Origin of the sequence: Streptococcus rupicaprae (assembly GCF_040545225.1) — a bacterium.
In the GTDB taxonomy this organism is placed as follows: domain Bacteria; phylum Bacillota; class Bacilli; order Lactobacillales; family Streptococcaceae; genus Streptococcus; species Streptococcus rupicaprae.
Genome location: NZ_JBEPLO010000008.1, coordinates 81,743 through 96,266, shown reverse-complemented (window position 1 = coordinate 96,266; position 14,524 = coordinate 81,743). Strand labels below are relative to the sequence as shown.

Below are 14,524 nucleotides of genomic sequence, written 5' to 3'. Positions count from 1 at the left end.
ATTATAATTATAAACCATGACATGGGAAAACGAGCATCTCCAACTGCGGAAATGCTCGTTTTTGTCTATTCTGAAACTAGTTTTTGCCCAGCCTCTTTTTGAGTGACTTGGCTCTCAAAATAAAGGAGAATCTGATAAGACAGGGACACTGAAGAAGTAAGGAGCTAGGGCAAGGCGCGTTCACACTCTTAGGTCTCGATCAACCAATATCAGTTGAATTTGACTTCTTCAAGCAAGTAGTCAATGAAACGCTCTCCCATTTTAGATAAATTGGCCTTCTGGTGTTTGATATAGATCAGCTCAATCGGATCATCCAAATCTAAAGGGATGGAGACAATGTTATCGCCGTTGAGGTTGCTGTTCAGGATACCTGTTGCGATGGTGTAGCCATCTAGGCCAATCAAGAGATTAAAGAGCGTTGCGCGGTCAGAGACGATGATGGATTTTTTGTGGTGCTCGGTTGACATGATTTCCTCTGAGAAGTAGAAGGAGTTGTGAATCCCTTGGTCATAGCTTAGATAAGGGAAATCTTCCAAATCTTCGAGGCTCACCTTATCACGGCCAGCCAAGGGATTGGTCTTGCTGACAAAGATGTGGGGCTTAGCGGTAAAAAGGCTAGTATAGGTCAAGTGGCTATCCTCCAACATCTTGGTCAAGACATCTCGGTTGTAGGAGTTGAGAAAGAGGACACCGATTTCGCTACGAAAATTCTTGACATCATCGATGATTTCCCAGGTCCTAGTCTCACGTAGAAAGAGCTCATACTGGGTCATATCGCTTTTCTTTAAGAGGCTGACAAAGGCATTGACCACAAAGGCATAGTGCTGGGAACTCACGCTAAAGAGTTCTCGCTGAATACCAGGACTTTTATAGCGCTCTAGCAAAAGATCAGCCTGCTCGACGACCTGACGGGCATAGGCTAAAAATTCCATCCCATCCTTGGTCAGAGTAATCCCTTTGGGATTGCGGTGAAAAATCTCAATCCCCATCTCGTTTTCCAAATCTCGGACAGCATTGGACAGACTGGGCTGGGTGATGAAGAGTTGCTTGGCGGCCTCATTCATCGAGCCTGTTTCGACAATTTTGATAACGTACTGTAGTTGTTGTATTCTCATAGCCTTATTCTATCATACTTTTGGAAATTTGTATCGCAGAGCTCCTGCTAAAAGTGATAAAAGTTCCTTTTAGCTTGACAAACCCCTGCTGAAAATGGTAAAGTTAAGCCAATAACCTTTAAGTTGGTCCAGAGAGGCTGAGAAGGAGACAGTTATGAGGGCAGATTCTGCCTATTTCACTGTACCCTGCCTCTTGGCGGGGTATTTTTGTATCTAGAAAGGATTTGATACCATGCGGGAAAAACGTCCTATTATCGCCCTTGATTTTCCAAATGCTGAGTCAGTGAAGGCCTTTTTAAAGCTTTTTCCAGCTGAAGAAAAGCTCTTTGTGAAAATCGGCATGGAACTCTATTACAGTGCAGGACCTGATATTGTTCGTTATGTAAAAGACCTGGGGCACAGTGTTTTTTTGGATTTAAAATTGCATGATATCCCCAATACGGTAAAATCAGCCATGGCAGTTCTAGCAGAACTCGGTGTGGACATGGCCAATGTCCATGCGGCTGGCGGTGTGGAGATGATGAAGGCGGCGCGTGAGGGATTGGGACAAGGTCCTAAATTACTTGCCGTGACCCAGTTGACCTCTACCTCTGAAGAGCAGATGAGGGCTGATCAGAATATCCAGACCACCTTAGCGGAATCAGTGAGCCATTACGCTCAGAAAACCAACCTCGCTGGCCTAGATGGCATCGTTTGCTCTGCTCATGAAGTAGTGGCCATTAAGCAGGTCTTGGGAGAAGAGTTTCTCTGCCTGACACCTGGCATTAGGCCTATCGGCTCCAGTGAAGGGGATCAAAAACGAGTGGTCACCCCCAATCAAGCCCGTAGTATCGGGTCAGACTATATCGTGGTTGGTCGCCCGATTACCCAGGCGCAAGATCCGCTTAACGCCTATTATGCTGTTTATAAGTCCTGGAATGACTTGGATGTTTAAGAACGACTAAAAAAGGAGTATTTTATGACACTGGCAACTCAAATCGCCTCTCATCTACTAGAGATTGAAGCCGTCTACCTCAAGCCCAATGATCCCTTTACTTGGGCCTCTGGCATTCAGTCGCCTATCTATACGGACAATCGCGTGACTTTGGCCTATCCAGACGTTCGGACCGCTATTGAAGAAGGGTTCGTCGCTAAGATTAAGGAATATTTTCCAGATGTTGAAGTCATTGCAGGGACTGCGACAGCAGGTATTCCGCACGGGGCGATCATAGCAGACAAGATGGCCCTGCCCTTTGCCTATATCAGAAGCAAGCCCAAAGCCCACGGTGCAGGTAACCAGGTGGAAGGTCGAGTCCAAAAGGGCCAGAAGATGGTTATCGTGGAAGATTTGATTTCGACGGGAGGCTCTGTTTTAGAAGCTGTTGCCGCTGCTCAAAAAGAGGGGGTAGAAGTTCTTGGTGTGGTTGCCATTTTTACCTATGAGCTGGCCAAGGCTGATAAAGCCTTTGAAGCTGTAAATATTCCTTTGGTGACGCTGACTACTTACAGCCATTTGATCCATCAGGCCAAAGCTATGGGCTACATTGACCAAGAAGGTTTGGAATTGTTAGAGAAATTCAAGGCCAATCAAGAGACTTGGCAGGATTGATTTTTGCTGGACGAATAGAACAATTAGTTATTCAAGAGAAGAGCTGGGGGAGGACCTCAGTTTTTTCGTTTGGCTAGATTGAGGTCCGAATTGGTGGATTTTAACATTTTTTGGTAGAATAGGAAGTTGTTTGGAGGAAAATGTATGGTCGTTTTTGAAAAACAAATTCGGAACCTATTTAAAGTGTTGTTCGTTTTCATGTTAATCGTTAGTGTGTTGTGGCTTCTATCCAGTTTTTGGTGGTTCAGCAAACTGTATAATAAATATCAATCTGTTCCTTGGATTTTAGGAGAAAGCTTCCTGGTCCTGTCTCCCTTATTGCTGCGTAAAGGTCGTCTAAAGACTATTTATAGTTGTCTTGCAGCTCGTAAAAAAGAGATAGTAGCCTTAACCTTTGTAGTCCAAATTTTAATACTTTTATCTGCTGATATGATGATTCGATCTGATGCTGCGGTAGTTTTTAATGGAGCTATCGGAAGCATCACAGACCAACAAATCTCAAGTTATCTATCACGCAATCCCAATAATCTTATGCTTTTTCTTTATGAACGTTTTGCCTATAAGCATTTGGGAGGAGCGGCAGTCTGGTTTCTACAGTTCTTGAACATTGCCTATGTGCATCTATCCGGTTGGGGATTTTATAAGAGTGCTCAGCGCTTTTGGAATCAAACCATAGCGGATAGGGTATTTTTTACTTATTACCTTTTGATCGGTTTGACTCCGAAATTTATGGCCATGTATACAGATATTTTGATCCTACCTTGTTTAGCAGTTCAAACTTATCTTATATTACGTCTCTTGGAGGAGGAGCAGTCGCCTGCGATCATTTGGCCTAGCTTGCTTCTTGGAACTATAACTGGGGTAGGATTGACCTTTAGACCTACAGTTATTATCCCCTATTTAGCCTTTATCTTAGTTCATTTTACAGGAAAACAATGGAAGCGGACCTTTGTCCTTGTTGGGCTCATGTCGCTTGGTCTAGGAGGAAGCTACAGTCTAGCTGCCTTTTATAAAACCAATCAAACAGAAGTCATTATTAAAACGGATTCAGGCTTAGCTAAAAACTGGTTAACCTTTGTCAATCTTGGTCTAACTTATTCGGGGACAGATCAGAAAGACATGAAAGATGGCTTGAGTCAGTACCTTCCAGAAGAACAACGAGACAAATACAACAGCGGTCTTTTTAAAAATCAATACCAAATTCAGGAAATCATGCGCCGTTTGGGAGAATATTCCCCATATACTTTCATAGGCCATAGCCTTTATAAGCAGTTTTTGACCACTGGCCAAGGAAACTTGAATTGGATTTATAAATCTGCTTCCCATGAGAAGTCCAGCTATCTCAGTCCCTTAGCCAATGAGTTTGAGAATGTTCCTTTGACACAGTTCATACGAGACTATCTCATTTACACGGATCAGCCCAAATACCAGTATTATGACTACTTTATTCAATTCGTCTGGGTTGGCGTTTCATTAGGATTAGTCTTTTATTTTTGGAAGCCTCAAGATCAGATGGATAAGCGTTGGTTGGCCTTGTCCTTATTTGGGGGGTTACTCTTTCTTCAGATTTTTGAAAGTGGGAAATCTCGTTACTTGATTCAATTTTTACCCTATATACTCTTTTTATCGGCTCTTGGCTGGAGCAATAGGCCCTACTTAAAATCAGTTATGTTTCGGAAGTGAGAGGAGCTGTTAAATGAAACAGATAAAAACAATTTCAGTAATTGTCCCTTGTTACAACGAGGAAGAAGCTATTCCTTTATTTTTTGAGGCGATGCAAGCCATACAAAATCAGTCTTGGCCTGACGTTCAATTTGACTATATTTTTATTAATGATGGGTCTAGCGATGGTTCTTTAGAGGTATTGAGACAATTGCATCGATCCTATCCCCAAGTAAGTTACCTGTCCTTTTCTCGTAACTTTGGGAAGGAAGCTGCGCTTTATGCCGGCTTAAGAGAGGCTAAAGGTGAGTGGGTGACAGTCATGGATGTTGATCTGCAAGACCCGCCTGAACTACTCCTAAAGATGATTGCAAAATTGACAGAGGATCCCAGTCTCGATAGTGTCGGATGCAGGCGGGTAACCCGTGAGGGAGAGCCGCCCGTCCGTTCCTTTTTTGCCAATACTTTCTATCGCTTGATTAACCATATTTCCAATGTTAAGATGGTGGATGGTGCACGAGATTTTCGGTTAATGCGCCGACAGATGGTGGATGCTATTTTAGAAGTGACAGAGTATAACCGTTTTTCCAAAGGCATCTTTTCCTGGGTAGGTTTTAAGACGGAATACCTGACTTATCAAAATGTTGAGCGCGTGGCAGGCAAGACCAGCTGGAATTTTTGGAGCCTCTTTCGTTATTCCTTGGAGGGAATTATCAATTTTTCTGATATTCCATTAAGCCTCGCTTCCTATGCGGGCATCCTCTTTTGCATTTTAGCCTTTGGCCTGGCTATTGTGATTGTCATTCGAACGCTGCTTTTCGGCGATGAGGTACAAGGCTGGACATCGATGGTGGCCATCATCCTTTTTCTGGGAGGGATTCAGCTGCTTTGTCTGGGAATTCTCGGGAAATATCTGGGAAAAGTCTTTATGGAAACTAAAAAAAGGCCCCTCTATCTGATAAAGGAACGCAGTGCTAATACCGCTTCTAAGAGATAGACGAACCTAATACGACGAGAAAAGCCTTGGAAATCACCCTAATGGTGACGCCAAGGCTTTTCTAACTATATCTAATCGTTTGATTTTTTGGTCAAACCCTGCAATAGAAAAAGCAGAAGGCTTGCCAGATTAAGAAAGAGTTGGCCAACGAAGAAATAGATGCCGAGATTTGCCCCTTGGACCAAACCTAGATCTGCCAATTCCCCCCGTAAGAATTGGAGGCAAAGAGCCGTCAGGAAAAGTAAGGCCAAGGTCCAGAGCTTGGTTTGACTGAGTCTTGTACCAAAGAGGATGAGACAAGTGCTGATTAAAAGCAGAAGAGCTATCATGGTAAAATAACTGTTCATTTGAGGTCTCCTAATCTAAAAATGCTTTTAAAGTGGCTAATTCCTGGGCAGACAAGGGTCTGTATTTGCCTGGCAAGAGTGCCTCATCAAGGACAAAGGGCCCAAAACGAAGGCGTTTGAGATAGGTGACCTTGGCACCGACAGCCAGAAACATTTTTTTGACTTGATGGAACTTGCCTTCGGATAGGGTCACGTACGCCTCGGTGTAACCTGGACGGTCTGTTAAAATTTTGAGTTGAGCTGGTTTGCATTTGGTTCCATCTCGAAAACGAATTCCCTGGCTAAAACGGTCAATGGCCCGCCAGTCTAATCGAGCATTGACTTCAACCAGGTAGGTTTTGGGAACATGGTGGTCAGGATGTAGCAATCTGAGGCTTAGTGGACCGTTGTTGGTCAATAACAGAAGACCTTCTGTAGAGGCATCTAAACGACCGATGTGGTAGAGTCCCTCCCGTCGGTCTTCCGGACTGATGAGGTCAAAAACAGTGGGGAGTTTAGGGTCTCTAGCTGCTGTGACATAGCCCTTTGGCTTGTGCAAGATATAGTAGACCTGGCTGGAATCCTCTAGCTTTTTTCCATTTAACCGAATTTCTTGGATCTGCGGGTCAACATTACGCTGGGGATCGGTCACCACTTGACCGTCAATCGAAACCAGCCCTTGCTTTAGAGCAGTTTTTACAGCTTTTTTGGTCTCTAAACCCTTGGTGTTGAGCAGTTTGTAGAGTCGCATGGACAACCTTTCTTTTTGATTTATTGTACGATTTTTTAGGAGAAAAATCCAGAAAAAAGAAAGGTTTGGCGAAAAGCAAGGATTGAGACTATCAAGATTCAGAAAAATCTGATATAATGGGTAAAATTGAATTAAGGAGTTTTTATGTCAGTGAAGATCGCGCTCTTGGGATTTGGAACAGTTGCCAGCGGTGTCCCATTCTTGCTTGAGGAAAATACAGATAAAATTGAGCAGGCTTCCCAGTCTGCTATTAAGATTGCTAAGGTTTTGGTCAAAGATGAGGCAGAAAAAGAAAGCTTGCTTGCCAAAGGCTATGACTATCCATTTGTGACCAATGTTGAGGAGATCCTGTCTGACGATAGTATCGCTATCGTGGTAGAATTGATGGGACGCATCGAACCTGCAAGGACCTTTATTAAACGTGCCCTCGAAGCTGGTAAGCATGTGGTGACTGCCAATAAAGATTTACTAGCCGTTCATGGCCCAGAGCTTCTTGAAATAGCCCAAACTAAGAATGTTGCGCTCTATTATGAGGCTGCAGTTGCTGGAGGCATCCCAATCCTAAGGACCTTGGCCAATTCCTTTACCTCTGATAAAATCACCCGTGTTTTAGGGGTTTTGAATGGGACTTCGAACTTTATGTTAACCAAAATGGTAGTAGAAGGCTGGTCTTACCCAGCTGCCCTCGCCAAGGCCCAGGAGTTAGGTTATGCAGAGTCAGATCCGACCAATGATGTGGATGGGATCGATGCAGCCTATAAGGCCGTGATTCTCAGCCAATTCGCCTTTGGGATGACCATTGATTTTGAACAGGTCAGCCACAAAGGAATCAGAGATATTGCTCCAGAAGATGTGGCTCTGGCTCAAGAGTTGGGCTATGTGATCAAGCTGGTGGCTTCTATCGAAGAAACGCCGTCTGGCTTAGCAGCAGAAGTGACCCCGACCTTCCTACCCAAAGATCATCCGTTAGCTAGTGTCAACGGTGTGATGAATGCTGTTTTTGTCGAGTCCATCGGCATCGGTGAGTCTATGTTTTATGGTCCAGGAGCGGGGCAAAAACCGACAGCAGCTTCTGTTGTGGCAGATATCATTCGGATTGCACGTCGCTTGAAGGATCAGACGGTTGGAAAACCCTTCAATGAATTTTATCGACCTGCTACCTTGGCTCGTCCAGAAGATGTTAAGAGCAGTTATTATTTCTCGATTGGCACTCCTGATCAGCCGGGACAAATCCTTCGTTTAGCAGAGATCTTTAATGCGGAAAAGATTTCCTTTAAGCAAATTTTACAGAGCGAAGCTGATGGGCAGCTGGCACGTGTTGTGATTGTAACCCACTCGGTTGATAAGACCCAACTGGAAAAAGTGACCCAACGTCTGGCAGACCTTTCAGATGTTGAGGTTTACAATATCTTAAAAGTATTAGGGGAATAAGATGAAAATTAGAATTCCGGCAACCTCTGCCAATCTCGGACCTGGTTTTGATTCGGTTGGCCTGGCTTTTTCACGTTATCTAACCATTGAAATTCTAGAACCAGCTGAGGACTGGTATATCGAACACGACCTTCCCTATGTTCCAAATGATAAATACAACCTGTTAATCAAGACAGCACTGAAAATCAAGCCCGACCTCCAGCCCCATCATCTGAAGATGGAGAGTGATATTCCCTTGGCTAGAGGATTGGGGTCTTCTAGTTCTGTTATCGTCGCTGGCATTGAATTGGCCAACCAACTGGGGAATCTCCACTTGAGTCAAACCGAAAAATTACAGCTGGCTACAGAGATAGAAGGGCATCCAGACAATGTCGCGCCAGCCATTTATGGCAATCTGGTCGTCGCCAGTTATGTCAATAAAAAGGTGTCAGCTATTGTTGCGGACTTTCCAGAATGTGCCTTTTTGGCCTTTATTCCTAAGTATGAGTTACGGACCTCAGATAGCCGAGGTGTCTTACCCAATCAGCTGTCGCATAAAAAAGCGGTTGCGGCCTCTGCCGTTTCCAACGTTCTTGTAGCTGCGCTTTTGAAAGGGGATCTGGTCACAGCAGGCCAAGCCATGGAAGCAGATATCTTCCATGAGCCCTTTAGGCAACGTTTGGTCAAGGAATTTTACGCCATCAAGAAAATGGGCCATGAACATGGCGCCTATGCGACCTATCTTTCCGGTGCTGGTCCGACCATTATGGTCCTAGCGCCGCAGGACAAGATTGCAGGTCTCCAAGAGGCCATCTCTCAGTTAGGTTTTGATGGGGAATTAGCCCAGCTAACAGTTGATACTGTTGGGATTTTTGTCGGATAGAGACACAGGAGTTATAAAATGAAAAAAATAAAAGAAGACTTACAACACTTAGGATTGAGCTATGATCAAGAAGCAAATGTTATTTTTGGAGGTTATCATGGCTTTCCAGTTTACCTTTCAGAAGTCAGCAGTGGAAATAGCAAGATTTATACCCTAACGACAACGGCTATTCGAAATGGCGAGGGATTGCCAAAAGAACTTTGGAAAGAACTAAAGACTCATTCAGATAAGTCTATCACAGCAGTGTCAGCCAAACAGTACAAGGTGACAGCTACCCTCCGGCATCGACTGACAAAGGGGAAGAGGGGTGCTGATATCCAGCAGGCTCTAGAGTCTTTAATAAACTTTTTGACAGATCACGGATTTGTAGCAGCTTGTGAAGATACTGGCCAGACAAACGATTTAAATGTTTATGCCGTCGGTGGAGCCGTACGTATCTTATCGGAGAATGCTTATGGACAGTATGCGAAAGAGTTAGGAACATCGGAGCAACTTTATGGCCAAACCTCAGAAAATTACTTCCTTGGTACAGTAGGGGCATTTCTAGGTTCTTTGATTGGAGTAGCCTTAATTGTCATCTTAGGACAATTGGGTTTCGTCGCAGCATTTTCAGGAATTGTAATGGGGATTGCAACGGTCAAGGGATATGAGCTTCTGGCGAAGAAATTTTCTAAGATAGCTGCTGTTATCTGTTTAGCAATTGTAATTGCCATGACTTACTTCGCCAATGAATTAGATTGGGCTATTCTGGTTGCTCGTGTAGCTGAGATTGATATTTTCACTGCCTTTCAAGGTCTATCAGAATTAAAGGCCTTGGAATATATTGATATGACTGACTATACAACTAATTTATTGCTCTTGTTTGCCTTTACACTGATTACAGCAGGACTGACGATCTTTGGAGCTCTTAAGGATAATGCCAATAAATTTGTAACACGTCCACTAACAGAAGACTAACCGAAACCACCCAGTAAATGAATATTGGGTGGTATTTTTTCGATTTCTCCTCAGTTTTCTGGTATAATGGTAGAGGCTATGCCAAATTTTCAATGAAAGAATAACCATGTCACACTATGAAAATCTACAGTCGATCTTTGAAGGGATTGACTTTAAACAAAACGAACCCTTAAAACAGTATACCTATACCAAGGTCGGGGGACAAGCCGATGTCTTGTTTTTCCCTAAAAATAAGTATGAGCTGGCTAAAATTGTCCGCTATGCCAACGAGCATGATATTCCTTGGATCGTTCTGGGCAATGCCAGCAACCTCATTGTGAGAGACCAGGGCATTCGTGGCTTTGTCATCATGTTTAACAAGCTTAACACTGTCACGGTCAATGGCTATACAATCGAGGCAGAAGCAGGAGCCAACCTGATTGAGACGACGCGAATCGCCCTTTACCACTCCCTGACAGGTTTTGAATTTGCCTGCGGGATTCCTGGTTCCATCGGTGGAGCAGTTTACATGAATGCCGGAGCATACGGCGGTGAAATATCAACGGTTTTGGTATCTGCCCAGCTTCTGACCAAGGAAGGTGAAATTGTTACGGTGGAAGGTCGGGACATGAAGTTTGGCTACCGCCATTCTATCGTCCAAGATAATGGGGCCATCGTCATCTCTGCAAAATTTGCCTTAAAACCAGGTGTTTACGAAAGTATTCAGCATGAAATGAACCGCTTGACCCACCTGCGTGAGCTGAAACAGCCCTTGGAATACCCTTCTTGTGGGTCTGTCTTCAAACGGCCAGTAGGCTATTTTGCAGGTCAGTTGATCATGGAGGCTGGCCTCAAGGGCTACCGCATCGGTGGCGTTGAAGTGTCCGAAAAACATGCCGGGTTTATGATTAATGTGGCTGACGGCACAGCCTCAGACTACGAGGCCTTGATTGATCATGTTATTGCTAAGGTTCAGGAGCAGTCAGGCATTACACTGGAGCGCGAAGTGCGCATTATTGGGGAAGGTTAGCCTTTGGCTAGATAGAAAAAAGGAGGAGCAGGCGTGACTGAAAAACAGCCGATTATCGCATTTAAAAACGTCTCCAAGGTCTATGAAGACAATGGGACAGTCGTTTTGAAGAACATCAATTTTGAACTAGAAGAGGGCAAATTCTATACCCTTTTAGGGGCCTCTGGTTCAGGGAAATCAACGATTTTAAACATTATCGCAGGCCTGCTTGATGCCACCAGCGGAGATGTTTACCTGGATGGCAAACGGATCAATGATGTGCCGACCAACAAGCGGGATGTCCATACGGTCTTTCAGTCCTATGCCCTCTTTCCGCATATGACTGTTTTTGAAAATGTGGCTTTTTCGCTCAAATTGCGTAAGGTGGAAAAAACTGAAATTGAGCGGCGGGTCAAGGAAGCCTTGAAGATGGTCCGCTTAGAAGGCTATGAGAAGCGCTCGATTCAGAAACTGTCTGGCGGTCAACGCCAGCGGGTCGCCATTGCCCGGGCCATCATCAACCGGCCGCGGGTAGTCCTCTTAGACGAACCGCTATCAGCGCTTGATCTAAAACTCCGTACGGAAATGCAGTACGAGTTGCGGGAATTGCAACAGGACCTTGGCATCACCTTTGTCTTTGTGACCCATGACCAAGAAGAAGCCCTTGCCATGAGTGATTGGATTTTTGTCATGAACGAAGGCGAAATTGTTCAGTCTGGAACACCGGTAGACATCTATGATGAGCCGATTAACCACTTTGTAGCAACTTTTATCGGTGAATCCAATATCCTGCCAGGGATTATGATTGAAGACTACCTGGTGGAATTTAACGGCAAGCGTTTTGAGGCGGTTGATGGTGGGATGAAGCCTAATGAACCGATCGAAGTCGTGATTCGACCGGAAGACTTGCAGATTACCTTGCCAGAAGAAGGGAAATTGCAGGTCAAGGTCGATACCCAGCTCTTCCGCGGGGTTCACTATGAGATTATCGCCTATGATGAGCTGGGCAACGAATGGATGATCCATTCGACCCGCAAGGCCATCGTTGGTGAGGTAATCGGTCTTGACTTTGAGCCTGAGGATATCCATATCATGCGTCTCAATGAAACCGAAGAAGAGTTTGATGCCCGTATCGAAGAGTACGTGGAAATCGATGAGCCTGAAGAGGGCTTGATTAACGCTATTGAGGAGGAACGTGATGAAGAAAACCTCTAGTCTCCTCTCTCTGCCCTATTGGCTCTGGCTGGTCTTCTTTGTCTTTGTCCCACTGGCGCTGATCATTTGGCAGTCTTTCTTTGACATCCATGGGAACTTTACCCTAGCTAACTACCAGACCTATTTCACATCGCCTAATGCGACCTACCTCAAGATGAGCCTGAACTCGGTCCTCTATGCTGGGATTATCACCTTGGTGACCCTGGTGATCGCTTATCCGACGGCATATTTCCTGACCAAGCTCAAGCACAAGCAACTCTGGCTCATGCTGATCATCCTGCCGACCTGGGTGAACCTTTTGCTCAAGGCCTACGCTTTTATCGGGATTTTTGGCAATAGCGGAGCAGTCAATGCTTTTCTAAGCTTTCTAGGTGTAGCTCCTAAACAGCTTTTGTTTACAGACTTTGCCTTCATCTTTGTGGCCAGCTACATTGAGCTGCCCTTCATGATGCTGCCAATCTTTAACATCTTAGATGACCTGGACTATAACCTGATCGCAGCAAGCAAGGACTTAGGTGCTAACAATTGGCAAACCTTCACCAAGGTTATTTTCCCTCTTTCTATGAATGGGGTTAGATCAGGGATTCAAGCTGTCTTTATCCCATCGCTTAGCCTCTTTATGTTGACCCGTTTGATTGGTGGAAACCGTGTCATCACGCTAGGGACAGCCATAGAGCAACACTTTTTGACCACCCAGAATTGGGGGATGGGTTCAACGATTGGAGTGGTTTTGATTTTGGCCATGCTTCTGATAATGTGGGCGACGAAAGAGAGGGCTAAAGGATGAAAAAATTAGCTAATATCTACCTAGCCATCGTCTTTGTCATTCTCTACCTGCCGATTTTTTACCTGATTTACTACGCCTTCAATAGCGGTGGTACTATGAATGGTTTTGAAGGCTTTACTTGGGAGCACTTCCAGGCGGTCTTTGAAGATAGCCGGCTTATGCTGATTGTCGCCCAGACCTTTCTCCTGGCCTTTTTGAGTTCCTTGATTGCAACCATCATCGGAACCTTTGGGGCCATCTATATCTACCAGCTGCGCCGTCGTTACCAGGACAGTCTTTTGTCTGCCAACAACATTCTCATGGTGGCGCCTGACGTTATGATCGGTGCCTCCTTCCTGATTCTCTTTACCATGATTGGTTTCCAATTAGGCTTTGTCTCTGTGCTCTTGAGCCATGTGGCCTTCTCTATTCCTATCGTGGTATTGATGGTTCTGCCGAGATTGAAGGAGATGAATGATGACATGATTCTGGCGGCCTTTGACCTGGGAGCAACCAGACGCCAGATGTTTCGCGAAATCATGCTGCCTTATTTGACGCCAGCCATTATTGCTGGTTACTTCATGGCCTTTACTTATTCCTTGGATGATTTTGCGGTCACCTTCTTTGTGACGGGGAATGGCTTCTCGACCCTCTCTGTAGAGATTTACTCACGGGCGCGGCAGGGAATTTCCCTTGAAATCAATGCCCTCTCCGCCCTGGTCTTTCTCTTTTCCATCGTCCTGGTTATCGGCTACTACTTTATTTCACGTGAGAAGGAGGAGGCTTAATGAAGCGATTACTATCATTTTTTGTGGGTGTTCTAGCCATCATTCTCCTTTTGACAGGATTGAGTGTCACCATGTCTGCCCAGAAGGATTCTGGTAGCACTGGGAAGTTGGTGATTTACAACTGGGGAGATTACATTGATCCTGATTTACTGAAAGAATTCACGGCAGAAACAGGCATCCAAGTCGATTATCAAACCTTTGATTCAAATGAATCGATGTATACCAAGATCAAGCAAGGAGGGACGACGTATGACATTGCTGTCCCATCTGAGTACATGATTTCTAAAATGATTGAAGAAGACATGTTGTTGCCGATTGACCATCATCAAATCACAGGGATGGAAAATCTTGGTAAAGAATTTATCAATCAGTCTTTTGACCCAGGAAACAAGTTCTCTGTTCCTTATTTCTGGGGAACACTGGGTATCATCTACAATACCAAAATGGTTGAAGAAGCTCCGGTCGAATGGGAGGACCTCTGGAAGGAGGAGTACCGCAACAATATCATGTTGATCGATGGCGCGCGTGAGGGCATGGGCATTGGCCTACAGACCCTGGGCTACAGCCTCAATTCGCAAAATCCAGAGGAACTGCATCAAGCAGCCGAAAAGCTCTATGAATTGACCCCTAATATCAAGGCCATTGTCGCCGATGAAATCAAGGGTTATATGATTCAGGGGGAGGCAGCTGTCGCGGTCAGCTTCTCAGGAGAGGCTAGCGAGATGCTAGATGGCAATGAAGACCTGGTCTACGTCGTCCCCTCTAAGGGAAGCAACCTTTGGTTTGACAATATTGTGATTCCAAAAACCGCTAAAAACCTCGAAGGGGCCCATGCCTTTATCAGCTTCATGCTCCGTCCAGAAAACGCCCTTAGAAATGCAGAGTATGTCGGTTATTCGACACCAAATGACCTGGCTAAGGACATGCTTGACCCAGAAACCCGTGAAGATCAAGCCTTTTACCCAAGCGGTGAAACACTAGATAATCTTGAAGTTTACGATAACTTGGGGAAAGAGTTACTCGGAGATTACAATGATTTGTACCTTCAGTTTAAAATGTATCGAAAATAAGATTTGGA

At 44.8% G+C, this 14,524-nt stretch carries 15 protein-coding genes; 12 read left to right on the top strand and 3 right to left on the bottom strand.

The genetic code is table 11. The features are described from left to right. Positions 1-209: 209 nt before the first annotated feature. Positions 210-1,115, bottom strand: a complete 906-nt coding sequence (locus ABID29_RS04890) for a LysR family transcriptional regulator (RefSeq protein WP_354364805.1) — start codon at positions 1,113-1,115, stop codon at positions 210-212. A gap of 232 nt (positions 1,116-1,347) precedes the next feature. Here ABID29_RS04890 and pyrF point away from each other — a divergent pair, with 232 nt between their 5' ends. From pyrF to ABID29_RS04870, 4 genes are all read left to right on the top strand, one after another. Then, on the top strand, positions 1,348-2,049 hold the full coding sequence (gene pyrF, locus ABID29_RS04885; protein ID WP_354364803.1) for an orotidine-5'-phosphate decarboxylase: 702 nt from the start codon (positions 1,348-1,350) through the stop codon (positions 2,047-2,049). Positions 2,050-2,073: 24 nt separating this feature from the next. Then, the gene (gene pyrE, locus ABID29_RS04880) at positions 2,074-2,703 is read left to right on the top strand and encodes an orotate phosphoribosyltransferase (protein WP_354364801.1); all 630 of its coding nucleotides are present in this window, start codon (positions 2,074-2,076) and stop codon (positions 2,701-2,703) included. 429 nt (positions 2,704-3,132) lie between these two features. Beyond that, positions 3,133-4,386: a glycosyltransferase family protein gene (locus tag ABID29_RS04875; protein ID WP_354364799.1), complete on the top strand. Its 1,254-nt coding sequence runs from the start codon at positions 3,133-3,135 to the stop codon at positions 4,384-4,386. Between the two features lie 13 nt (positions 4,387-4,399). Beyond that, entirely contained in the window at positions 4,400-5,362 is a 963-nt protein-coding gene (locus tag ABID29_RS04870; RefSeq protein ID WP_354364797.1) for a glycosyltransferase family 2 protein, read from the top strand. 71 nt (positions 5,363-5,433) lie between these two features. Here the strand turns inward: ABID29_RS04870 and ABID29_RS04865 are convergent, their stop codons facing one another. Both ABID29_RS04865 and ABID29_RS04860 read right to left on the bottom strand, forming a co-directional pair. Next, positions 5,434-5,709: a hypothetical protein gene (locus tag ABID29_RS04865; protein ID WP_354364795.1), complete on the bottom strand. Its 276-nt coding sequence runs from the start codon at positions 5,707-5,709 to the stop codon at positions 5,434-5,436. Positions 5,710-5,719: 10 nt separating this feature from the next. Further along, positions 5,720-6,439, bottom strand: a complete 720-nt coding sequence (locus ABID29_RS04860; protein ID WP_354364793.1) for a pseudouridine synthase — start codon at positions 6,437-6,439, stop codon at positions 5,720-5,722. Positions 6,440-6,583: 144 nt separating this feature from the next. On the opposite strand from ABID29_RS04860, the gene ABID29_RS04855 reads away from it, so the two are divergent. From ABID29_RS04855 to ABID29_RS04820, 8 genes are all read left to right on the top strand, one after another. Next, positions 6,584-7,870 carry a homoserine dehydrogenase gene (locus ABID29_RS04855; RefSeq protein WP_354364791.1) on the top strand — a complete coding sequence of 429 codons (1,287 nt, stop codon included), beginning with the start codon at positions 6,584-6,586 and terminating at the stop codon, positions 7,868-7,870. A gap of 1 nt (position 7,871) precedes the next feature. Next, positions 7,872-8,732 (top strand): homoserine kinase, encoded by an 861-nt coding sequence (thrB, locus tag ABID29_RS04850; RefSeq protein ID WP_354364789.1) that lies wholly within the window; start codon positions 7,872-7,874, stop codon positions 8,730-8,732. A gap of 18 nt (positions 8,733-8,750) precedes the next feature. Beyond that, positions 8,751-9,689, top strand: coding sequence for a hypothetical protein (locus ABID29_RS04845; RefSeq protein ID WP_354364787.1), 939 nt, complete (start codon positions 8,751-8,753; stop codon positions 9,687-9,689). Between the two features lie 106 nt (positions 9,690-9,795). Further along, positions 9,796-10,698, top strand: coding sequence for a UDP-N-acetylmuramate dehydrogenase (murB, locus tag ABID29_RS04840; protein WP_354364785.1), 903 nt, complete (start codon positions 9,796-9,798; stop codon positions 10,696-10,698). Positions 10,699-10,731: 33 nt separating this feature from the next. After that, positions 10,732-11,892 carry an ABC transporter ATP-binding protein gene (locus ABID29_RS04835; protein ID WP_354364783.1) on the top strand — a complete coding sequence of 387 codons (1,161 nt, stop codon included), beginning with the start codon at positions 10,732-10,734 and terminating at the stop codon, positions 11,890-11,892. Next, positions 11,873-12,679, top strand: coding sequence for an ABC transporter permease (locus ABID29_RS04830; protein ID WP_354364781.1), 807 nt, complete (start codon positions 11,873-11,875; stop codon positions 12,677-12,679). Before ABID29_RS04835 ends, ABID29_RS04830 begins: the two co-directional genes overlap by 20 nt. Beyond that, entirely contained in the window at positions 12,676-13,446 is a 771-nt protein-coding gene (locus ABID29_RS04825) for an ABC transporter permease (protein ID WP_354364779.1), read from the top strand. The genes ABID29_RS04830 and ABID29_RS04825 overlap by 4 nt, the downstream gene beginning before the upstream one ends. After that, the gene (locus ABID29_RS04820) at positions 13,446-14,516 is read left to right on the top strand and encodes an ABC transporter substrate-binding protein (RefSeq protein WP_354364777.1); all 1,071 of its coding nucleotides are present in this window, start codon (positions 13,446-13,448) and stop codon (positions 14,514-14,516) included. Before ABID29_RS04825 ends, ABID29_RS04820 begins: the two co-directional genes overlap by 1 nt. The last annotated feature ends 8 nt before the right edge of the window (positions 14,517-14,524 follow it).